Origin of the sequence: Nitrospira sp. SG-bin1, from assembly GCA_002083365.1 — a bacterium.
Taxonomy (GTDB): Bacteria; Nitrospirota; Nitrospiria; order Nitrospirales; family Nitrospiraceae; genus Nitrospira_D.
Genome location: LVWS01000033.1, coordinates 286,159 through 307,347 on the forward strand (window position 1 = coordinate 286,159; position 21,189 = coordinate 307,347).

Below are 21,189 nucleotides of genomic sequence, written 5' to 3' on the forward strand. Positions count from 1 at the left end.
TGTTTCCCCAACGGGAGTTGTTCTGTGTGGACGTTCCAGGGGCTCTCGCCTGGCTAGACAAACACAACCTGAACGTGTTCAAGGTAGGTGACAAGAAGATCAAGGTCGGTCTCGATAGAAGCGGCTGATCCCGCCGTTGCTGCCTGCTCAATCGATGTGGCCAGAGTGACGACGCGCTCAAAGCCATAGATACTGCCAGCACCTTTCATGCCGTGTGCGATTCGGCCGGTCGTGTGGAAGTCATGCCGAGCCAAGGCCTCTCGCATGTCTACGATATCCTTTTTTCGGCCAGCGAGAAACATGGGCATCAGCGGTTTGAGGTCGGAGTCAATCGATACGATACAGGTCTCTCCATTCGATGTCTCATTCGTCGGAGCACGATTAGTGACGATGGTAGCCGTGGCGGGATCGGCAGCGTCTCGTTCGACGGTGCCGGTGTGGAGGTGGATCGTGTCGAGCAACACCTGCTTCTTGATCGGTTTCGTCAGATGGGCAGTGCAGCCGGTGGCCAAACTCTTGGTTGCTTCTTCTTTGAACGCATTGGCGGTCAGGGCCACAATCGGCGTCGGTCGGCGCTGCTGCGCCCGTTCCCAGCGGCGAATGGCCGCCGTGGCTTGCATCCCATCCATCACCGGCATTTGCATATCCATGAAGACCAAATCATAGGTGCTTGCTTGAAACTTCTCGAGGGCGATCCGGCCGTTTTCAGCCATCTCGATTCGATAGGGGGTCGCCTTCAGATAGAGTTTCATCACTTCGCGGTTTTCTTGAAGATCCTCGACGAGCAGGATATGAAGCGGACGAAGGCTGCCCAGTTGCTCCCCGGTCTGGTCATGATCCGCTGCTACCGGCACGGTCGGTCTTAGGCCCAGTGCGAACGCCAGTGCTTCGAGGAGTTGCTTGCGGCTGATGGGCTTGTAGGTATAGCTGGCGATTCGTAGGGCGGCGGCTTGTCGTGAGGCCTCTCCAAGCATGTCCGAGACCAGCATGATCAAGGGTAATGCCGTGTAACGAGGTCGTTTGCGGATAGCCTCTCCGAGACCCAATCCGTTCATGCCTGTCATGTGGTAGTCTACTACCGCGAGGTCGATGGTCTGCCCCTCGCGCTCAGCGCGGTCTAGTTCCGTCAGAGCCGCTGTCCCACCATCGGCCTCGATCACTGAGGCGCCCCATCGGGACAGATACTCTCGTATCACGACCCGATTGATCTCGATATCGTCTACGACGAGAATGCGTCGCCCACATAGGTCAAGACTCGGCTGCGGCGAGAGGGTGTCTCGGCCGAGGGCTTCCGGCAACGGCACAACGAACGTAAATGTGGTGCCAGCCCCTAGGCGACTCTCAACCTGTATCCGGCCTCCCATCAATTCCACGATGCGCTTCGAAATACTCAGGCCGAGTCCGGTGCCACCATACTGCCTGGTTGTTGAAGAATCCACCTGAGTGAAGCGGTCGAAAATGATCTGCAGCTTGTCTTCGGGAATCCCAATACCGGTATCGGAGACCGAACAGTGGATACTGTTTTGGTGGGTTTCGTCCGGTACGAGTCGAACGACGACTTCTCCGTGTTCCGTAAATTTAATGGCATTGCCGATCAGATTGACGAGCACTTGGCGCAAACGCGTGGGATCTCCAGTGACGAAAGTCGGAATCTCCGGATGCACGAACGCCACAAGTTCGAGCCGTTTCGCATGGGCACGGACGGCCATGAGCTCGGCGGTCTTCTCGATGAGATCGCGGAGATCGAAAGTTGTCGATTCAAGCTCCAAGTGGCCGGCCTCGATCTTGGAGAGATCGAGGATGTCATTCAGCAAATCAAGCAGACTGGTCGCGGCACGGCTGAACCGGCCGACATATTCCTGTTGCTCGACCGAGAGTGACGTACCCTTCAACAGGTCGGCCATCGCGATCATCGAGTTCAAGGGCGTGCGTATTTCGTGGCTCATGAAGGCGAGGAATTCGCTTTTGGCCTGTGTGGCCGCAAGGGATTGCTCATGCGCTGCTGTCAGTTCTTGATTGCGGATTTCCATGTCTTGGGCTGCTTGCTCCAGTTTCGACTCGGCAGCTTTTCTTTCGGTGATGTCCCGGGTGATGCCGGTGAAGAGGCGGCGGTCGCCGAGACGTATTTCGCTGACGGCAAGATCGAGTGGGAAGGTGGAGCCATTCTTGCGGCGGCCGAGCACTTCTCGGCCGATTCCTATGATTTTGGCCTGTCCTGTTTGCTGGTAGTGGGCCAGATAGCCGTCATGCTGGCTCTGATATGGTTCGGGCATGAGGATCTTGACGTTTTGTCCGCACACCTCTTCAGAGTTGTAGCCGAAGAGTCGTTCGGCAGCGGGATTGAATGACTCGATTACGCCGCGTTCAGTGATGGTGATGATGCCGTCGACGGCATGGTCCACAATGGCGCGCAGCCGCGCCTCCCGCTCCCACACGCCCGCTTCCGCCCACTTCCGCTCGGTGATGTCCATGACCGTACCGATCGTACGGGTGGGAACTCGTGTCATACCCTCACCGACGAAGGATGTATGGGAGTGCAGGCTCAGGTGTCGAATCTTTCCATCGGGCCTGACAATCTGGTGCTCGATGTGAAACTCCCCGTCTCCGGTTGGGTCATGGGCCTGTCGCACTGCAGAGAGGACTCGGTCGCGATCAGCTTGGTGAATCAGGCTGAGATAGCGCTGCAGGGAGCCCGGCTCAGCGGGGTTCACACCGTAGATGTCTCGCAGAATAGGCGACCAGTAGAGCCTGTCGTTCCGGTGATCGTGCTCAAAGATGCCAACGTTTGCGGCGTTGACGGCCAGGCTGAGCCGCTCTTCATTTGCTTTGACGATCGATTCTATTCTCTTCTGTTCCGTAATATCTCGGCAGGTACAGAGCAACCAATCACCCAGGGCATTGTGTGGAGGAAGAAGGGCCAAGGAAATCTCGACGGAGAAACTCTCACCGGATTTCTTTTTCCCGATGAGCTCGCCGCACCAATGGCTCTGATCAAGGAGAATCGGAAAATACGAGTCTTGAATTCTGCGCTGCCATTCGAATGTATAGAGGACAGTCCATGGCTGCCCGATCAAATCGGCTGGCTCGTACCCATACATCTTGGCATGGGCCTGGTTCATGTAGGTGTAGCGCCCCTCTCGGTTGAGCAGTGCCATTCCATCGAGACCATGGTCGAGGGCAAAGCCGAGTTTGGCTTGAGTGAGCCTGGCCTGTTCTGCTGCAGCCGCAGCTCCCTCCAGCTGGATCTGACGCCTGTGGAGTTCCAGCAGACTCATGACCTGACGTCCAAGCGTAGTGAGTGCTTGTCGTTGTTCGGCAGTCAGTTCACGGGGGATTCGATCAATGACGCAGAGGGTCCCCAGCGCGTGGCCGTCGTGGGTAACAAGTGGAAGTCCCGCGTAGAATCGAATGTTCGGGTTTGCCGTGACCAGCGGGTTGTCGGCAAAGCGCGGATCGGCGGCGGCATCCGGCACAATGAAGAGGTCGGATTGATGGATCGCATGGGCACAGAACGCAATGTCGCGTGGCGTTTCCGTGGCGTCAATTCCCACCTTGGATTTGAACCATTGGCGATGGGTATCGATGAGGCTAATCAGTGCGATTGGTGTCCCACAGATCTGGGCGGCAAGCGCGGTTAAATCGTCGAACGCTGCCTCCGGCAGCGTGTCGAGGATCTCGTATCGTCGTAATTCGCCGAGACGGGACGGTTCGTTCTCAGGCAGCGGGGCGCTCTGCATAGCGTGTTTCCATCCTTGGTGCGTGGATAGATCCGAGTCAAGGATTACGGATTGCCCTGTATCAGATGTCCGACGATGTCGGGACAGGAATCCTTAAGTACAATGAGGAACGTCAGATGGAAAGTAAAAAGCGTTTTTTGTGCCGTTTGGGTGTGAGGAGAGGTTGCGGAATCTATTAGGGGATATGAAACGCCGCATTAGCAGGAAGTCCTGCTGAAGGCTTGATCGCCATCTTGCTTGAGTTTTCGCAAGGCGCGTTGTAAGTTCTTGCGTACCTCAGACACACGTCGACAGGACCCCAACCCCGATGCCAAAAGATAGTCGATTCGTTGAAATGAGCTTAGAACGGCCACGCCGTCGCCTGCGCTGGTGGCAGATCGCTCTGATCAGTGTGGTGGGTGTGAGTATCGTCGGGGCGACGACGGTCGCGGGAATCATCTGGCATTTTTCCCGGGATCTGCCTTCGCTCGACCTGCTTCAAAATTATCAGCCGAGTTTGGTCACCACCGTCTATTCGGACGATCGCCAGCCCATCGGCCAGTTTTTCATCGAGCGACGCATTCTGACGCCGCTGCCCGAGATCCCCAAGACGCTGACCCAGGCCATCATTGCGACGGAGGACGCGCGGTTTTTCGAACATCCCGGCTTGGACTTTATCGGGATGCTGCGGGCGGCCTGGACGAACATTCGCCACGGGGGGAAAAAGGTCGAAGGCGCCAGCACGATCACGCAACAATTGGCGCGTTCGCTCTTTCTTTCGTCTGAGCGGTCCTATGAACGGAAGATTCGTGAACTCATCCTGGCCTACAAGATGGAGGTGGTCTCGGGAAAAGAACAGATTCTCGAAACCTATCTGAATCAAATTTACTTCGGGCAAGGCGCCTACGGCGTAGGCTCGGCCGCTCATTCTTATTTCGGGAAAGACATCCGAGCCCTGAACCTAGCCGAATCCGCCTTCCTGGCCGGTCTGCCGAAGTCACCCAGCCGATTTTCCCCTTTCAGCGCCTATGACTTGGCGAAGAATCGTCAAGAGCATGTGCTCGCTCGAATGGAGGAGGTGGGGTTTATCACCGCGGCGGAACGGGAAGCGGCCGCCCGTGAGAAGCTGAATTTCCGTCGGTCCGGCAGCGAACATCTGGCACCGTACTTCGTCGAATACATCCGCCAATTGCTCGTGGCGAAGTATGGGGAGTCGATGGTGTACAAGGGGGGCCTCCAAATTTACACGACCTTGAATTTGGAGATGCAAAAAGCCGCGGAGTCCGCGTTCTTGAACGGGGTTCGCGAGCTCGACAAACGGGAAGGATGGCGAGGACCTCGGCGAACCGTGGATGTGGAGACTTTCCAGCCCTCAGCTGCGGCACAGGGGGATCAACTGCTCAAGCCCGGATATCTGGGTGAGGGGGTCGTCTTAAAGGTTGCGAAGGATCACTATGTGGTTCAGGTCGGTGCGTTCACCGCGAAGCTGGCGTTCGAGGACATGGCCTGGGCCAAGCGGATGCTCAAGGGGCCGGACCCCACCGTGGATTTCGTGGTGAATCCGAATCTCAAGTCACTCCTCAAGCCGGGAGATGTCATCGAAATCGGCGTGAAAAAGCTCACCAAGGACGGAGTGTTGCTCACACTGGAACAGACGCCGATCGTCGAGGGCGGATTGATTGCCCTCGATCCGAAAACGGGGGCGATCCGCGCGATGGTGGGCGGCTATGACTTCTCGCGCAGTGAATACAATCGTGCGGTTCAGGCGCATCGACAACCAGGGTCCGCGTTCAAGCCGCTCATTTATGCCACGGCCATGAGCCAGGGATTGAGTCCCGCCACACAAATCCTCGATGCGCCGGTCGTCTATGAGCAGGAACAGGAGGACAAGATTTGGAAACCGGAGAACTACGGTCGGAGATTTCACGGCATGGTGAGTCTCCGTGATGCGCTGGCGCAGTCACACAATCTTGCGACGGTTCGCTTGTTGGACAACGTCGGCGTGAAGAATGTGATCGATTTCTCCCGCACCGTGGGAGTGACGAGTCCGCTTCCCGCCGACCTGTCCCTGGGGCTGGGCACATCGTCGGTCGGATTGCTGGAGTTGACTTCGGTGTACGGCGTCTTTCTGAATCAAGGGGTTCGAGTTGAACCCTTTGCCGTGAAATCGGTCAAGGACAACACGGGGAAGACACTCGAAGTGACGGAGCCCGAGCCCCACGAAGCCATCACCAAAGAAACCGCGTATCTGATTACCAACATGATGGAAGATGTCGTTCAACGGGGAACCGGGCAAGCCGCCAAGGCGTTGGGGCGTCCGATCGCCGGGAAAACCGGCACGACCAACGACTACATCAATGCCTGGTTCATCGGTGGAACACCAAATCTGGTGTGCGGTGTCTATGTCGGATTCGACGACCGTCGCTCGCTCGGAGAAAGTGAAACGGGGGCCCGTTCCGCCTTGCCGATCTGGATCGCGTTCATGAAGGAGGCGCTCAAGCAACTTCCTGTCGTGCCGTTCGAAATCCCCGACGGGGTGACGTTCGTTAAGGTGGATGCGTCCACAGGATTGCTGGAATCTGAACAAGAAGGAGAAGGGCAGAAGGGAACGGTCGAGCTCTTTACGAAGGGCAGCGAACCGACTCAATCGGCGCAGCGTCGACTCGATCCGACGGATTTCTACAAGCTGGACCAGATCCCTGAAGGACAACCGGTCGGAGAGGGGAGTTTGTAACAGCTCCTGCTACGATTGCGAGTCCTGATATTCCTCGTGCCAGGCCATCTGAATCGTTTCCAAAATCTTCTCGTTTGACTTCTTTGGGTCGTCCTTGAAATCCGGCAGCGCGACGATCCAGGCGTGCATGTCGGTAAAGCGAACGGTCAGCGGATCGGTCTCAGGATGTTCTTCCACGAGCCGGATGGCGATATCCTCGGCGTCTTGCCATTTCAGGTCCATCATTGTTCCTCCACCGTCACGACACCTCCGATACTTTCTTCCCTTGCAGGCCCTTCTTGAGAGAGTCGTCCAACATCACGACGTTCAAATGCTTCGCGGCCTGTTCGAGTTCCGCCATGCGCGCGCGGATGGCACGGGCGTCTGTCCCGTCCTTCGCGGCGGATAACTGGGATAAAGCCATACCAATGGCATCGGCTTCTGCTCTGGTGATCAAGTGTCCCGCCTCCACAAGCGATTTATCGGTCGTCTTCAGCAAGGCCTCGGCGTCCAACCGGGCTTCGATCAGTTTGCGGGCGCCGATATCCTCCGCCGCAAACTTGAACGAATCCTCGATCATCCGTTCCACTTCCGTGTCGGACAATCCGTAGGAGGGTTTGACCTCGATGGACTGGCTTTGGCCCATGCGCATGTCTGTCGCGGTGACATTCAAGATGCCGTTGGCGTCGATCAAAAAAGTTACTTCGATGCGCGGGACGCCGGCCGGTAGAGGCGGCACTTTGAGACGGAAACGGGCCAGGCTTCGGTTGTCTTTGACCAGTTCCCGCTCACCTTGCAGAATATGAATATCAACGCCGGTCTGGCCGTCGACATAGGTAGTGAACATTTCCTTGGCGCTTGCCGGAATGGTCGTATTGCGACGAATCAGACTGCTCATGACGCCGCCCATCGTTTCGATGCCGAGAGACAGGGGCGTCACATCCAACAACAGCATATCCGTTGTCCCGCCGCCGAGAATATCGGCTTGCACGGCCGCTCCAAGGGCGACGACTTCATCCGGGTTCAGGTGACAATGTGGTGGCTTCCCGAAGATGGCTTCGACGCGCTGCCGAACCAACGGCATGCGGGTGGAGCCGCCCACCAAGACCACTTCATCGATGTCTGTTGGGGTGAGCCCCGCGTCTTTTAACGCCATACGACAGGGAGTCAAGGTCCGTTCGATGACACTCATCGCCATGGATTCGAGCTGATCACGCATGAGTTCTCTGGTGAAGCGTCCCTTGTCCTCCGGGAGCTCGATGACGATCTCGGTTTTGAGATCATCGGAAAGGCGGATCTTCGCCCGTTCCGCTTCCAGTCGGACGGCTTGTGCGTGATCGGGATAGCTGCTTATGTCGATACCTTCGCGTGCTCGGATGTCCGCGACAACCAGATCGACCAGCAAGCGATCGAGATCGTCTCCGCCAAGGTGTGTATCGCCGTTGGTTGCCAGCACTTCAAAGATGCCGTCTTTCAACTTTAGGATGGAGATATCGAATGTTCCACCACCGAAGTCATAGACGGCGATCGTGCCTTGCGTGTTTTTCTGGAGCCCGTAGGCCAAAGAAGCGGCGGTCGGCTCATTGATGATCCGCAACACTTCCAATCCGGCGATGAGACCGGCGTCTTTGGTGGCCTGTCGTTGGCTGTCGTTAAAGTAGGCCGGAACGGTAATGACGGCCTTCGTGATGCTTTCGCCCAGATGGGCTTCCGCGCGCAACTTCAATTCCTTGAGGATCATGGCGGAGATCTGCGGCGGCGAGTAACTCTTTTGACCCAGCCGGATTCGGATGACTCCCCCGGTTTCAGTCAGGTGGTACGGGAAATAAGCCAGCTCGCTTTGAACATCGGCCAGCCCCTTGCCCATGAAGCGTTTCACGGAATAGACCGTTCGCTCGGGATTGCGCGTCAAATGCTCTTTCGCCGAATCGCCGACGATCAGTCCATTGTCGGTCAGCGCGACGACGGAAGGTACCATCGTGCGACCGTTGCGATCTGGAATGACACAGGGCTGACCGTCCTTCATGTACGCAACGAGCGAATTGGTTGTGCCGAGATCGATGCCGACTATCCGTGCCATGGTAAAGATGCTGAGAGTTCGTCAGGCGATGGTTGCCGCCAAATCGTTGACGATATTGTGGATGTAGGTGCGGTGAGACAGCAGATCGCGCATTTGTTTAAGAATTCTGTCCCGTTCCGCCCGGGCTTGACTCGTGGCATCGCCGCGGTCTTGAAGTTGATCCCACTCTAAAAACAGTTGCCGAAGTTGAGATTCCATCTTTTCCTTGCGTCGCTCCAACGCCTCCTGTTCAGCCTCAAGATTGGCGCGGAGCCGATGGCCCTGATCCGAACCGCGATCCGATGACCGGTACTCTTCCAGAATGTCCTGCAGTTCAAGAATCTCTTCAAAGAGATCGGCCGGCGGGGAGGTTCGAATGTCTTTCACCGAGCCGGTTTCTAGGGCCAAGAGATATTCTGCTCGTTGAATGGGGTCGCGGAGCGTGCGATAGGCGGTGTTGAGGACTGCGGCATTGCTGAGACTGATCGTCTGTTCGGCCGGACTCTTGGTCTGATAAAAATCCGGATGGAATGTCCGGCTCAGTTCGTAAAACTTGGCCTCCAATTTCGTCGGGTCGAGCGTGAGGCGCCGCGGAAACCCCAGGCAGGTGAAATAGTCGGTCTCTTTTGAAACCGGCTGAACTTTCACGCACCGTTCGCAGAAGTATTCCCCCGTCACTTCCGACTGACAATGCCAGCACATGCTGCGGGCCATCCGCAGCTGGCGGCTGGTATCCGGATGAGTTGACGGTTGATCGTGATTCATGAGTAAAAAACAGACATATCGACTGCCCTTCTTATCTCTTCCTCAGATGCGATCCTTAGGCCTTCGTCTGAAATCAAGCGGAGAAAGACTCTCCGCAGCCGCAGGTCTTGTTGGCGTTCGGATTGAGGAACTTGAAGTTCCCACCCATGAGGTCCTTTTGGTAGTCCAATTGGGTTCCCTGGAGATAGATGGCGCTCTTCGCATCGATGATCACTTTCACACCATCGATTTCATGGACTTGATCGTACTGTCCGATCTTGTCATCGAAGTTAATCGTGTAGCTGAGACCGGAACAGCCTCCTCCCTTCACGCCGAGGCGGAGCCCGCCTTCCTCGATCCCTTGGACATTGATGAGCCGTTTGACCTCTTTCAAGGCTGCGTCAGTGAGCGAGATAATCGGAGCTTGTGTCTCGACATTCGTGGTGTCCATGGTGGTGCTCCCTTCGTAACCGCTACTTGGTGTCGGCCGGTTGGATTTCCGTTTTCTTCTGATAATCGGCCAATGCGGCCTTAATGGCATCTTCCGCGAGGACCGAGCAGTGAATCTTGACCGGAGGAAGATTGAGTTCCTGCACGATGTCCGTATTCTTGATCTTCTGGGCTTCTTCGATCGTTTTCCCCTTGAGCCATTCGGTGGCCAGACTGGAGCTCGCGATCGCCGATCCGCAACCGAAGGTCTTGAACTTGGCATCGACGATCGTGTCGTTCTGCACCTTGATCTGCAGCTTCATCACGTCGCCGCACTCCGGAGCTCCCACCATTCCGGTACCGATCCCTTCCTCGTCCTTCTTGAAGCTCCCCATGTTCCGGGGGTTGTTGAAATGATCGACGACTTTATCGCTGTATGCCATGGTATCCTCCGAATGTACGATAGTTTCTCGGTTAGTGTGCCGCCCACTGAACGGATTTTAGGTCCACACCCTCTTTCGCCATTTCATAGAGGGGGGACATCTCACGCAACTTAGTCACGACTTCGATAACCTTCTTGATCGTATAGTCAATCTCGTCATCGGTATTGAAACGACCCAGCCCAAAACGGATCGAGGAGTGGGCGAGCTCCGTTCCGACACCGAGCGCCCGCAACACATACGAAGGTTCCAGTGTGGCCGACGTGCAGGCCGAACCGGACGAGAGCGCGATGTCTTTCATGCCCATCAACAGTGACTCTCCTTCGACGTAGGCGAATGAAATGTTGAGATTGCCCGGCAACCGGTTCGTCGGATGGCCGTTCAGGTAACTTTCCTCCAACGCCGCCATGATGTCGGCTTGGAGACGGTCACGCATTTTTGTCAGCCGCGCCGTTTCGGCCGCCATCTCCTGCTCGCAAATTTCACAGGCCTTTCCAAATCCGACGATCAATGGAACCGGTAAGGTCCCGGACCGCATGCCGCGCTCATGGCCCCCTCCGTCCATCTGGGCCGCGATCCGAACGCGAGGATTCCGCTTTCTGACGTAGAGCGCTCCGACTCCCTTGGGGCCGTAGATCTTATGGGCCGAGAACGACATGAGATCGATACCCATGGCTTGGACATCGACCGGGATTTTTCCAACGCCTTGTGTGGCATCACAGTGAAACAGAACGCCTTTTGCTTTTGCGATCTTCCCGATTTCCTGAATGGGATTGATCGTGCCGATTTCGTTGTTGGCCAGCATGACGGAGATGAGGATCGTCTTGTCGGTGACGGCATTGTGCACGTCTTGGGGATTCACCATGCCGTGTTTATCGACCGGCAGATAGGTCACCGTCGCTAGCCCTTTGGCTTCAAGCGATTTGGCGGTATCGAGCACGGCCCGATGTTCCGTGGACGACGTGATGATGTGGGTGCCTTTCTCCTTGTACATCTCCAAGACGCCCTTCAACGCCAAGTTGTCCGATTCCGTGGCGCCGCTGGTGAAAACGATTTCTTTTGAATCGGCCTTGATGAGCTTCGCAATCTGTTTGCGGGCTTGTTCCACCGCCTCTTCTGCGGCCCAACCAAAAGCATGATTGCGACTGGCGGCGTTACCGAACTTTTCCACGAAATAGGGCAACATGGCCTCCAGAACTCGTGGATCCATGGGAGTGGTGGAATGGTTATCGAGGAAAATAGGAAGCTTCATCGTTCGACTCCTTGTGCCGAGGGCGACTGAATCGTAATGAGGGGCGTGCCGCCCATCATGTCCTGCAATGTCATGTTGTTCAGGAGCTGGTAGATGCTGTCTTGAATTTTCAGCAGCGGTGTGCGGATGTTGCAGTGCTCGCGTTGCATGCAGAATTCTCCGTCTTTTTCGTGCGAGCAGTCCGTGATGGCAAGCGGACCTTCGATGCTTTCGATGATGTGCGCAATCGTGATCTGTCTGGCGCTTTGTGCCAAGAGATAGCCTCCCTTGGGACCATTGTGGCTTTCGATGAGGCCGTTCTTTGAGAGGGACTGAAGGACCTTCGCCAACAATTCCAGCGGAATGTTGTATTCCTCGGCGATCTCCTTCGTGTTCACCACACGACCAGGAGTGATATCACCAAACTGGACAGAAGCGATGTGCTGAAGCGCCATCAACGCGTAGTCAGCTTTTTTTGATATCTTCAACATATCTATTGCCGATCTATTTAATCGGAGACTATAATGATCTCCGATCAATATGGTCGGATTAAGACTAGCATGGAGATTTGAATCGTGTCAATACGTGGTCAGGAATTAACTTGTTTCAGAAAGGAACAGGCACATGGGCGGAACGAACCCCTATATTGAAAAAGCCGATTACGAACTTCCCAAGGTCTCCTATTCCGTCACATTCATTCAGCCAAATGGAAGCTCGACCACCGTTGCGGTTGATCCGGACAAGATTCCCTATGGCGTCACCGGGCTGCCTGGGAGCATTTTAGATATCGCAATGGGCCACGGAGTCGATTTGGAGCATGTCTGCGGCGGGGTGTGCGCCTGTTCGACTTGTCACGTCATCGTGAAGCAGGGATTGGAAACTTGCAATGAAGGGACAGACGATGAGTATGATCAGTTGGATGAGGCTCCCATGACCACACTCCAGTCCCGCCTGGGATGTCAGTGTGTGCCGAACGGAACAAAGGATGTCATCGTTGAAATTCCAGCCGTCAATAAAAATCTCGTGCGAGAGGGCCACTGATCGGGGAGAGTCTTTGAGCAGGGCTCATCAATGGGCCATTTTGAAGGGATTCTGCCCATCCGCTTCTAGTCGTACGTTTCTATCTTTACTTCCTTGCGGTCGTACCCTTCCTCCATGAAGTACCCACGCAGGGGACGGACGAACGCTTTAGTCCCGCAAATCATGGGAACGACTTTGGGCTGTTCTCTTAACAACGGGATGAGCATGGACAAGGTCTTTTCCACGGCTTCCGATTCCCCGTGCTGAGCCACCAACGGGAGATAGCGGAAGGAAGAATATTGCATCGCCATGGTGAGCCATTCCTGATGGAACAAGACCTCGTCCTCGTTGGGTGCGACGGCAATCAATAGGACGGGAGTTTGAACTTTTGAAAAAAACATCTGTTTCAGGAGACACCGCATCGGAGCAAGACCGGTATAGCGCGCGATCAACAGCAGTTCTCGGTCGAGTGGTTGAGGGAGGACGAAATTACCATAGGGCCCTGACAGGACGACCTCATCTCCTGATCTCAGCCCATACAGATAATTGGAACCCAGTCCGCCGGGAACCCGATCGAATGCCAGCGTCAATTCCCCATACGGCGACGAGGGATCGGCCATAGAGTAGGCGCGGTTGAGCGGCGGCTTTGGTCCAACCGGCAGTTTGAGAGAGACCCACTGCCCCGGCTGAAAAGTGATTCTGCTGGTCTTCGGTTTAATCACGAGCTGGCGGACATGGGGTGTGAGATCGGTGACTGAAAGCACCGTGGCAGGTTGAATGAGCTCCGCCATGATTGACTCGCCGCATCGTCATAGCAGAAGCCGTCGGCAGATGGAAGGGCAGGACGATGTACAAGAATTTGGGCAGCATGGTATAGATGCTCATTCGATCGTGAGTAAGGAAGGAACGGCACGGTCATGAATCAAGTTCGCGTCCGGTTTGCCCCCAGTCCGACGGGATTTCTCCACATCGGAGGCGTGCGCACGGCTTTGTTCAATTGGCTCTTCGCGCGCCAGCAACGGGGCGTGTTTATCCTTCGCATCGAAGATACCGATCAAAGTCGCTCGACGGATGAATCGATTCAGGCCATCATTCAAGGCATGCAATGGGTCGGGCTCGATTGGGATGAAGGCCCGTTTCGTCAAACAGAGCGAATGGATCTCTACCGCCGCCACGCCATGCAGCTGTTCGAGACGGGACATGCGTACTGGTGCGTCTGTAAAGCTGAAGAGTTGGAAGCTCGGCGAAAAGAAGCGGAAGCCAAAGGTCTCTCCCCCCGCTACGACGGCCGCTGCCGCAATTTGGAAATCACAAATCCGCCAAGCGAGGCCGCTCTTCGATTCAAGGCTCCGCAAGAGGGCCAGATCGTGATTGATGACTTGATTAAGGGCAAGGTTGTTTTCGACAACACCGTCGTGGACGATGTGATCATTCTCAGATCAAACGGCTACCCCACCTATAACTTTTCCGTCGTGGTCGATGATGCCTTGATGAGGATCACACACGTTGTGCGCGGAGACGACCATTTGACGAATACACCACGTCAGATTCCGATTTTCGAGGCCCTAGGGTTTGCCGTCCCGCGCTTCGGACATCTGCCGATGATTTTGGGGTCAGACAAAACTCGGCTCTCCAAGCGCCACGGAGCCACCTCGATCATGGCGTATAAAGACATGGGGTATCTTCCTGAGGCCATGATCAATTATTTGGTTCGTCTCGGCTGGTCGCACGGAGATCAAGAACTCTTTACTCGTCAGGAGCTGATCGAAAAGTTCTCCTGGGATCACGTACAAAAGTCGGCCGCCGTCTTCAATCCGGACAAGTTGCTCTGGATGAATGCCGAATACATCAAGACGAGTCCACCGAGTCAAGTCGCCCGGGCGCTGAGGCCACACCTCGAACAGGCGGGTTTGAAAGGCGACCTACGCACGGCTTCGGACGAATGGCTTGCACAACTGGTGGTCTTGGTAAGGGAGCGGGCCAAGACGTTGGTCGATATGGTGGATTGGGTCATGCCTTATTTTGGGCAGGATGCCGAATTGGAAGCGGAGGCAGCCAAGAAATTTCTGACTCCCGCGGTCGCTCCGGTGCTGCGCAAGCTCCTGTCGCGCTTCGAAGCGTTTCCCAGTTTTAGCAAACCGAGTTGGGAGGAAAGTTTCAAAAAATTGGTCGAAGAAGAGGGCATCAAGATGGGCGTGTTGGCCCAACCTATTCGTGTGGCGCTCACCGGTCGCGCTGCAAGCCCCGGTCTGTTTGAAGTCATGGAAGTGCTCGGCCGGGAACGGACCTTACATCGGTTACGAATGGGCATTGGCCGCGCTGAAGCCGGTCAGGCTTGACGGATTGTGCGGTCCTATATTACGTTGAACCTCGGTTGGGGGATCGTCTAGCGGTAGGACGTCAGTCTCTGGATCTGACTACCTAGGTTCGATTCCTAGTCCCCCAGCCAATTTATCTTTCTCAGCCCTTACCGTCAGTGGTTTTTTTCGTACCGCGCTGGGGGATCGTCTAGCGGTAGGACGCCGGCCTTTGGAGCCGGCTACCTAGGTTCGATTCCTAGTCCCCCAGCCACCTTTCTCCCATTCTCATTCGCGAGCTTCTGAGAAGCAGCTGTGGAAAGAGACTGTTACCCGCTCGAGTCAAAAATCTTCAAGATGAATTGAATCTGGTAATTAGACGGGTACAATTCCTGTAGAAAATGAAGTGGCTGATCTTTTTAGTCTATATGGCATGATAGATAGAGGGTTCTGAGAGATGCGAGACGCCTTGGCCTATACCTTGGCAATTAAGGAGATCGGTATGCACAATTCAAATCCCGACTCCTTCGAGGCATTGTAACAGCGGTGTGGTAATTAGTCCTAAGTAAATGAGTGTTAAGCTCACTAGCGCAGAAAGTACGTTTCTCGATCTTGCGAATATGAAAGACGTGGTGACTTTTCCAGACTGGTATTCTTTCTTTTTTGGTTTTTGCTGATTTTTGTGATTGGCGTTGCAATCGTGTATGCAACCTGGAGAGAGGTGAAGTTTTTCGTTGATCCCTCTGCCGATATGCTATTCGTAGGCACTAATCTTACGCTCAAGAAGCTCATTGGCTGTAGCGCGCAGAAGTCGAGCATCTGTTGAGTTTCTTTGATGCCGCCGATCAGAAAGCCTGCAATGGGTGACTATGAGAGGATGCGGCTCGCATTGCATGGACTCAGTGAAAGAGCATCGAGACGACACCGTCTTTTGTGATCTTCGCGATAAACGGTTTCGAGTGTTTTTTAGGAACCGTGTGATTCTTGGGAGTGCTTTGACGAAAATCCGAGCCATTTCTTCGCCCTGCAGATCGCCTGATGTCAGAATAAATGCCGCGACGCCAGCCTTCATGAGCGTCAGTCGTTCCACTTGTCGATATCGGATGCGGTGATCTTTGGTGAGGACGATCCAACCGCGTTGTCCAACCTCTGCAAGCCAGGCTTCATCTTTTGCATCGGGTGGAAAGTGATCGTCGTGGATATGGAGGGTGGCACCGGCCTGGCGGAGGGCAGTAGCAACGCGCTTCTTTCCCAGAGAACGGTCGAGAAAGAAGATGGGTGGTTCAGGCGGCTTCGACGGAGAGCTCACACCTGATGGCTTCTTCAATTTCGAGCCGCCGTCGTCCATAGTCTTCTGCTAAGTCGTCCATAGACTCACCGGCCTTGTAGCGTTCGGCAATCACCGCCGTGGGAATGCCGGTGCCTGCAAGCACAGGCCGGCCGAATGAGATGTGTGGGTCGATGACGACGATTCTAGGCTCTCCATGGAGGTCCCGTTTTCGTGTGAATGGGTATAGTCTGATGGGGATACCCTTGAAGTCCCGCTCAATGCGCTGGAGGTGTGCCTGGAGGATTTCTTGGATGGCCAATTGTCCCTCCTGGGAAATATTGATCAATTGGCTGAATTTCTTAATGAAGAGGTTCAGTCCATCAGTCACGAATTCTTGATCAGCCAAAGGATGTCTCGATGGAAATTGTTTTGCCAGGTAGTTCATGGCAGTTCGGACTTTTTCTAATGGGATGTCATGCTTGCGACGAATAGCGTCTAGGACGTGAATTTCCACCAGATTCATGAACGAAAGCAACTTGGTTGTTGGATCGGGAACTTGGATGATCGGTTTTGAGAAGCGAACACCAGCTGTACTGCGGTAGTGACGGCCAGAGACCCAGTCTCGTATTGTCGTGCGCGGAATGCGTAGATAATGCGCGGCTTCCATGACGCCATACGAGGGGATTTCGCGTGGATCAAAATGCTTATCGACGGTAGTGGCCTTATGCTTCATGGTTCGAACAGCACTGTAGACCCGTCTATATTGTTGGTCAAGTGACGCATAGAAGTTGGGAAACTGTCTCTGGGTTCCTGCCGTTCGTTATTTCAATGAGCTCATGTCGATGACGAACCGGTACCGCACGTCGCCGCGGAGGACCCGCTCATAGGCTTCGTTGACCTGTTGGATTGGAATGACCTCCACATCCGACTCGATTCGATGCTGTGCGCAGAAGTCGAGCATTTTTTGCGTTTCTTTGATCCCCCCGATCAGGGAGCCGGCCAGACGCCGTCGCTTGAAAATGAGCGAGAACGCCTGAATGGGGGTCGGCGTTTCGGGCGCCCCCACGAGGATCATGGTGCCGTCCGTCTTGAGGAGATTCAAATAGGCGTTGTAATCGTGGGGTGCGGAGATCGTGTCGAGGATGTAGTGGAAGTATCCTTGGAGCTTGGTAAAGGACCGACTGTCGGATGTCACGACAAAGTTCGCGGCTCCCAACCGCTTCGCGTCACCCCGTTTACTCTCCGAGGTGCTCAACACCGTGACTTCGGTTCCCATCGCTTTGGCGATTTTCACCGCCATGTGGCCGAGGCCCCCGAGGCCGACGACGGCGAGTTTGTGATAGCGCCCCACGCCCCACTGGCGGAGAGGGGAGTAGGTCGTAATTCCGGCACAGAGCAGCGGTGCCGCTCCCGTCAGTGAGAGCGCCGAAGGAATCCGGAGCACATAGTTCTGATCCACGACGATGTGAGACGAGTAGCCGCCCTGCGTGATCTGGCCGGTCCCATCCTGTCCACTGTAGGTCCAGACGGTGCCGCCGTCGCAATACTGTTCCAGGCCCTCGCGGCACGCGGTACAGGTTCGACAGGAATCTACGAAGCAGCCGACGCCGGCCCGATCACCGACCTTGAAGGCTGTCACAGCCGTGCCGACTTGTGCGACGGTTCCGACGATTTCGTGGCCGGGTACCATGGGGAATAGAGAGATGCCCCATTCATTCCGGGCCTGATGGATGTCGGAATGACAGATGCCGCAATGCGAGATCGCGATCAAGACATCGTGTGGGCCGACGTCGCGCCGTTCGAAGGAAAACGGCTGCAATCTTTCTTTGGAAGCCATCGCCGCATAACCTTTGGTCGCGAACATAGTTTCGACTCCCTCGGTAGGACGTGAGCAAGAATCTGACCTTAGCAAGTTCACACCAACTTGCCAATAGTGAAGAAATCGGACCCTGCCATGGACAGTATCTTCGATCACAGTGCGGAGCCCATGCGCATCAGCGTTGCGGGATGGCACATGATCCTGTCGCTGCAGGAAGCGGGCGAGGAGCCGACGTGACGGCCTTAGCTCTTGGTAGAGCCCTCACTCCGATGCGTGTCCGGAGAGGATTCGGAGATGACGATCTCAGCCGTGAGCGGCGGGCCTGGGATGCGGTATTGTTCGGCGGCCCACGTTCCAAGATCCGTGAGTTGACAGCGCTCGGAACAGAATGGACGCCAGGGGTTTACTTCCCACGTCGTGGGCTGATGGCACAGCGGGCAAATCATGAAATAAGTGTACTGCCGGATTCGAGTGAAGTACAGCCGTGGAACGTAGCTTGATCTGAGACACGGACGTGACGGTCTCAGGTTGTGACCCCTGAGCGAATGTCAGCGTCGGGACGTTTGCTGGGCTTTCTCAACCTTGGCCCAGGCATCTTTAAGCGACACCGTTCGGTTGAAAATGAGCGCCTCGGGGGATGAGTCGGGATCGACACAAAAGTACCCCTGACGTTCGAATTGGAAGCGGGTACCGGGTGCGGCGGAGCGCAGGCTCGGCTCCACCACGCAGCCGGTGAGGGACTCCAATGACTGAGGGTTCAAGGACCGAGTCCAGTCTTGATCAGCCGGCGGTTTGGTCTGGTCACTGAGCAGAAGGGGGTGATAGAGCCGGATGGCTGCAGCGGCGGCATGGGATGCCGATACCCAATGGATGGTGGCTTTCACCTTGCGTTGTTCTTGGGACGATCCGCTTTTTGTCTCCGGATCGTAGGTGCAATGGAGTTCGACGATCGCACCGGTCTGAGGATCTTTCGTCGCGCCCACACACTTGATGATGTACCCGTAGCGCAATCGGACTTCCCGGCCGGGCGCGAGACGGTAGAACTGTTTCGGGGGGTCTTCCCGGAAATCATCCTGTTCGATATAGAGTGTCTTCGAGAAGGGAACTTTTCTTGTGCCCGCCGAGCTATCTTCCGGATTGTTCACGGCCTCGAGCTCTTCAACGACCCCTTCCGGATAGTTGTCCAGCATCACCTTCAACGGTCGGAGTACCGCCATCACGCGCGGTGATCGTTTGTTCAAATCCTCCCGGATGAAGTGTTCGAGCAGCTGCGCCTCGACGGTCGCGTCGCGCTTCGCGACGCCGATATGTTCGCAAAAAGCCCGAATCGCTTCGGGCGTCACTCCTCGGCGACGGAGGCCTTTCAAGGTGGGAAGACGCGGATCATCCCAGCCGGCCACCAGTTTCTTGCCGACCAGTTCAAGCAACTTGCGCTTACTCATCACGGTGGAGGTCAGATTCAATCGGGCGAACTCGATTTGCTGCGGACGGTGGGGAGCGTCGGTCTCGGCCACGACCCAATCGTAGAGCGGACGGTGATCTTCAAATTCCAGCGTGCAGATGGAGTGCGTGACTCCTTCGATGGCATCGGACAAGGGGTGTGCGAAGTCATACGCGGGATAGATGCACCACGCGGTGCCGGTCCGATAGTGGGCGGCATGCCGGATGCGATAGAGGATCGGATCCCGCAAATTGATGTTGGGGGAAGCCATGTCGATTTTCGCGCGCAGGACATGGGCGCCGTCGGCAAACTCACCGGCTCGCATGCGCGCGAAGAGTTCCAGATTCTCGTCGACGGAGCGCGTGCGATAAGGACTGTTCCGGCCAGGTTCGGTGAGCGTGCCCCGGTGTTCACGGATTTGATCCGCCGTAAGACTATCGACGTAGGCTTTGCCTTTTTTGACCAATACCACCGCGAAGGCATAGAGCCGCTCGAAATAATCCGACGCATGGAACATCTTGTCATGCCACTCGAATCCCAGCCATCGGATATCTTCCTGTATGGCGGCAACATACTCCAGGTCTTCGGTGGTGGGATTCGTATCATCGAATCTCAGGTGGCAGATCCCTCCGGGAGTCTCGTTGGCGATCCCAAAATTGAGCACGATGGATTTGGCGTGGCCGATATGGAGATATCCATTGGGCTCAGGAGGAAATCGTGTGACCACGCGTCCTCCATGCTTGCCCGACGCACGGTCGGCCGTCACGAGATCCCGAATGAAATTCGACGCGGCTGAGGATTCCGGTGTGTTCATGGAATCTTGTGAGAACGTCTTGGCGTGATCATATGCGGATGACGGGTCCAGGCTGCAGTTCTACCATAGACGGGCGGACAGGAGGAATGGGGACGGCTAGACGGATGGTTCGGGAGCGGAAGGGGTCGACGTCGATGTTGACATGACATTGAAATCTTTTTGGGCGATGAGATGGCCGTCCATGCGCAGTCGGAATTCATACCGCCCCGGCGCGGGGAAAATCAACAGGGGAATGTTGATTCCAAAATCTGATATCTGGAGGCGATCGTCGATCTCGATGTTCGGAAGCGTCGCCCGACAGACCAGTTGCTCCGTGTTGAGGTACATCAAGTCGATATCAAAATGGTACGGGCCCTCGGCATCGGTCAGGCAGAAGTAGAGCCCCATCTGCTGATGCTGGAACGGGAAGGCGGCGGCCTGCAGATGGGTAAAGATGCCGATCAAGCTTTTCTTTTTCGTGAGGCTGTCCTCGATGACTTGGTCGCACACGAGAAAGGCTTGGACCGTCGGCGTGGGGAGGTCAGTCATGTTTCGTATTGTAGGAAAAGGTGAGATAACGGTAAAACGGTTCTCGTTTTTTTGCAAAGGCGATGATGAGTGTCTGCAGTGTACTCGAGAAGTCGAGTCGTGGGAAACGAAATAAGATCAACCGAGGATGGCAGGGCCGCCTCGAGCTTCCGCGATGTTCCCAAAGAATGCGGTGCCTGAACCGACCCGGCAATAGTGGGGGGTGACCTCCACCAGTATTCCCTTGTGTGAATACAGCGTTCCACGAGCCAGATCGACTCGTTGCTCCGATACCATTCGCGCTTCGAATACGACGTGGCTTGACCGCACATCGATGACTCGTAGAGAGGGACCATCCTGTGACGAGAGGCTGTGGGCGGGAGGAGCGTCGACGGTAAATCGCCCCTGCTCGTTCACGGTGAGAACATTTCTTCGTACATGGGCGATACGGACTCCGTGTTCATTGTAAAGATCGAGGGTCGCGAGAAGCAGCCTTTGCTCCGGTCTCACCTCGACGACGAGTTGCTCTTTCCCATGAATGGTGACGACACCGTTGGTGCTGCGAAAGATATTGGATCCAATGCGAAGTTCAAGTCTGGGTTTGGAAAGCACCCCCGCCGTTGCCGCATGGCCAAGCGATTCGGTCTTGCGGAACGGCACCGGATCGTTCATACAAACCTCAAATCACG

18 protein-coding genes and 2 tRNA genes are annotated in these 21,189 nt (G+C 55.6%); 5 read left to right on the top strand and 15 right to left on the bottom strand.

Going from position 1 to position 21,189, the window contains the following annotated elements:
- Positions 1 to 53: 53 nt before the first annotated feature.
- Positions 54 to 3,737, bottom strand: coding sequence for a hypothetical protein (locus A4E19_05810; protein OQW32868.1), 3,684 nt, complete (start codon positions 3,735 to 3,737; stop codon positions 54 to 56).
- A 307-nt stretch (positions 3,738 to 4,044) separates the two neighbouring features.
- Between A4E19_05810 and A4E19_05815 the strand changes: the two genes are divergently transcribed.
- On the top strand, positions 4,045 to 6,450 hold the full coding sequence (locus A4E19_05815) for a hypothetical protein (GenBank protein OQW32869.1): 2,406 nt from the start codon (positions 4,045 to 4,047) through the stop codon (positions 6,448 to 6,450).
- A 9-nt stretch (positions 6,451 to 6,459) separates the two neighbouring features.
- On the opposite strand, the gene A4E19_05820 is transcribed toward A4E19_05815, so the two are convergent.
- From A4E19_05820 to A4E19_05850, 7 genes are all read right to left on the bottom strand, one after another.
- Positions 6,460 to 6,672, bottom strand: coding sequence for a Fe-S assembly protein IscX (locus A4E19_05820; protein ID OQW32870.1), 213 nt, complete (start codon positions 6,670 to 6,672; stop codon positions 6,460 to 6,462).
- Positions 6,673 to 6,688: 16 nt separating this feature from the next.
- Positions 6,689 to 8,509 carry a molecular chaperone DnaK gene (dnaK, locus tag A4E19_05825; protein OQW32871.1) on the bottom strand — a complete coding sequence of 607 codons (1,821 nt, stop codon included), beginning with the start codon at positions 8,507 to 8,509 and terminating at the stop codon, positions 6,689 to 6,691.
- A 21-nt stretch (positions 8,510 to 8,530) separates the two neighbouring features.
- Positions 8,531 to 9,253, bottom strand: coding sequence for a hypothetical protein (locus A4E19_05830; GenBank protein OQW32872.1), 723 nt, complete (start codon positions 9,251 to 9,253; stop codon positions 8,531 to 8,533).
- A 73-nt stretch (positions 9,254 to 9,326) separates the two neighbouring features.
- Positions 9,327 to 9,683, bottom strand: a complete 357-nt coding sequence (locus tag A4E19_05835) for a [Fe-S]-binding protein (protein ID OQW32873.1) — start codon at positions 9,681 to 9,683, stop codon at positions 9,327 to 9,329.
- Positions 9,684 to 9,705: 22 nt separating this feature from the next.
- Positions 9,706 to 10,104: a Fe-S cluster assembly scaffold IscU gene (locus A4E19_05840; GenBank protein ID OQW32874.1), complete on the bottom strand. Its 399-nt coding sequence runs from the start codon at positions 10,102 to 10,104 to the stop codon at positions 9,706 to 9,708.
- Positions 10,105 to 10,135: 31 nt separating this feature from the next.
- Positions 10,136 to 11,353 carry a cysteine desulfurase IscS gene (locus tag A4E19_05845; protein OQW32875.1) on the bottom strand — a complete coding sequence of 406 codons (1,218 nt, stop codon included), beginning with the start codon at positions 11,351 to 11,353 and terminating at the stop codon, positions 10,136 to 10,138.
- Complete coding sequence (locus A4E19_05850; protein OQW32876.1) at positions 11,350 to 11,823, bottom strand: hypothetical protein; 474 nt, start codon at positions 11,821 to 11,823, stop codon at positions 11,350 to 11,352. The genes A4E19_05845 and A4E19_05850 overlap by 4 nt, the downstream gene beginning before the upstream one ends.
- Positions 11,824 to 11,956: 133 nt before the next feature.
- On the opposite strand from A4E19_05850, the gene A4E19_05855 reads away from it, so the two are divergent.
- Complete coding sequence (locus A4E19_05855) at positions 11,957 to 12,373, top strand: ferredoxin (protein ID OQW32877.1); 417 nt, start codon at positions 11,957 to 11,959, stop codon at positions 12,371 to 12,373.
- 65 nt (positions 12,374 to 12,438) lie between these two features.
- Here the strand turns inward: A4E19_05855 and A4E19_05860 are convergent, their stop codons facing one another.
- A complete protein-coding gene (locus A4E19_05860) occupies positions 12,439 to 13,143 on the bottom strand; it encodes a hypothetical protein (protein OQW32878.1) in 705 nt (234 codons plus the stop codon).
- A gap of 126 nt (positions 13,144 to 13,269) precedes the next feature.
- Between A4E19_05860 and A4E19_05865 the strand changes: the two genes are divergently transcribed.
- The 3 genes from A4E19_05865 (at position 13,270) to A4E19_05875 (ending at position 14,923) form a co-directional block, all read left to right on the top strand.
- Positions 13,270 to 14,691: a glutamate--tRNA ligase gene (locus tag A4E19_05865; protein OQW32879.1), complete on the top strand. Its 1,422-nt coding sequence runs from the start codon at positions 13,270 to 13,272 to the stop codon at positions 14,689 to 14,691.
- Positions 14,692 to 14,727: 36 nt separating this feature from the next.
- Positions 14,728 to 14,801 (top strand) — tRNA-Gln (locus A4E19_05870).
- A 48-nt stretch (positions 14,802 to 14,849) separates the two neighbouring features.
- Positions 14,850 to 14,923 (top strand) — tRNA-Gln (locus A4E19_05875).
- A gap of 480 nt (positions 14,924 to 15,403) precedes the next feature.
- Here A4E19_05875 and A4E19_05880 read toward each other — a convergent pair.
- The 6 genes from A4E19_05880 to A4E19_05905 all read right to left on the bottom strand — a co-directional run bounded on the left by A4E19_05880 (position 15,404) and on the right by A4E19_05905 (position 21,172).
- Complete coding sequence (locus A4E19_05880; GenBank protein OQW32880.1) at positions 15,404 to 15,958, bottom strand: hypothetical protein; 555 nt, start codon at positions 15,956 to 15,958, stop codon at positions 15,404 to 15,406.
- Positions 15,933 to 16,652 carry a hypothetical protein gene (locus A4E19_05885; GenBank protein OQW32881.1) on the bottom strand — a complete coding sequence of 240 codons (720 nt, stop codon included), beginning with the start codon at positions 16,650 to 16,652 and terminating at the stop codon, positions 15,933 to 15,935. Before A4E19_05885 ends, A4E19_05880 begins: the two co-directional genes overlap by 26 nt.
- Positions 16,653 to 16,739: 87 nt before the next feature.
- Entirely contained in the window at positions 16,740 to 17,783 is a 1,044-nt protein-coding gene (locus tag A4E19_05890; protein ID OQW32882.1) for a hydroxyacid dehydrogenase, read from the bottom strand.
- 503 nt (positions 17,784 to 18,286) lie between these two features.
- Positions 18,287 to 19,993: a glutamine--tRNA ligase gene (locus tag A4E19_05895; GenBank protein ID OQW32883.1), complete on the bottom strand. Its 1,707-nt coding sequence runs from the start codon at positions 19,991 to 19,993 to the stop codon at positions 18,287 to 18,289.
- Between the two features lie 96 nt (positions 19,994 to 20,089).
- Positions 20,090 to 20,521, bottom strand: coding sequence for a hypothetical protein (locus tag A4E19_05900; GenBank protein OQW32884.1), 432 nt, complete (start codon positions 20,519 to 20,521; stop codon positions 20,090 to 20,092).
- 117 nt (positions 20,522 to 20,638) lie between these two features.
- Complete coding sequence (locus tag A4E19_05905; GenBank protein ID OQW32885.1) at positions 20,639 to 21,172, bottom strand: hypothetical protein; 534 nt, start codon at positions 21,170 to 21,172, stop codon at positions 20,639 to 20,641.
- Positions 21,173 to 21,189 lie beyond the last annotated feature (17 nt).

Bases quoted from the DNA above. Each gene is read 5' to 3' on its own strand.
- A4E19_05845 (OQW32875.1), bottom strand. From the start codon at position 11,353: ATGAAGCTTCCTATTTTCCTCGATAACCATTCCACCACTCCCATGGAT.
- A4E19_05860 (OQW32878.1), bottom strand. From the start codon at position 13,143: ATGGCGGAGCTCATTCAACCTGCCACGGTGCTTTCAGTCACCGATCTC.
- A4E19_05885 (OQW32881.1), bottom strand. From the start codon at position 16,652: ATGAAGCATAAGGCCACTACCGTCGATAAGCATTTTGATCCACGCGAA.
- A4E19_05820 (OQW32870.1), bottom strand. From the start codon at position 6,672: ATGGACCTGAAATGGCAAGACGCCGAGGATATCGCCATCCGGCTCGTG.
- A4E19_05815 (OQW32869.1), top strand. From the start codon at position 4,045: ATGCCAAAAGATAGTCGATTCGTTGAAATGAGCTTAGAACGGCCACGC.
- A4E19_05890 (OQW32882.1), bottom strand. From the start codon at position 17,783: ATGTTCGCGACCAAAGGTTATGCGGCGATGGCTTCCAAAGAAAGATTG.
- A4E19_05855 (OQW32877.1), top strand. From the start codon at position 11,957: ATGGGCGGAACGAACCCCTATATTGAAAAAGCCGATTACGAACTTCCC.
- A4E19_05830 (OQW32872.1), bottom strand. From the start codon at position 9,253: ATGAATCACGATCAACCGTCAACTCATCCGGATACCAGCCGCCAGCTG.
- A4E19_05900 (OQW32884.1), bottom strand. From the start codon at position 20,521: ATGACTGACCTCCCCACGCCGACGGTCCAAGCCTTTCTCGTGTGCGAC.
- A4E19_05905 (OQW32885.1), bottom strand. From the start codon at position 21,172: ATGAACGATCCGGTGCCGTTCCGCAAGACCGAATCGCTTGGCCATGCG.
- A4E19_05850 (OQW32876.1), bottom strand. From the start codon at position 11,823: ATGTTGAAGATATCAAAAAAAGCTGACTACGCGTTGATGGCGCTTCAG.
- A4E19_05865 (OQW32879.1), top strand. From the start codon at position 13,270: ATGAATCAAGTTCGCGTCCGGTTTGCCCCCAGTCCGACGGGATTTCTC.
- A4E19_05840 (OQW32874.1), bottom strand. From the start codon at position 10,104: ATGGCATACAGCGATAAAGTCGTCGATCATTTCAACAACCCCCGGAAC.
- A4E19_05835 (OQW32873.1), bottom strand. From the start codon at position 9,683: ATGGACACCACGAATGTCGAGACACAAGCTCCGATTATCTCGCTCACT.
- A4E19_05810 (OQW32868.1), bottom strand. From the start codon at position 3,737: ATGCAGAGCGCCCCGCTGCCTGAGAACGAACCGTCCCGTCTCGGCGAA.
- A4E19_05895 (OQW32883.1), bottom strand. From the start codon at position 19,993: ATGAACACACCGGAATCCTCAGCCGCGTCGAATTTCATTCGGGATCTC.
- dnaK (OQW32871.1), bottom strand. From the start codon at position 8,509: ATGGCACGGATAGTCGGCATCGATCTCGGCACAACCAATTCGCTCGTT.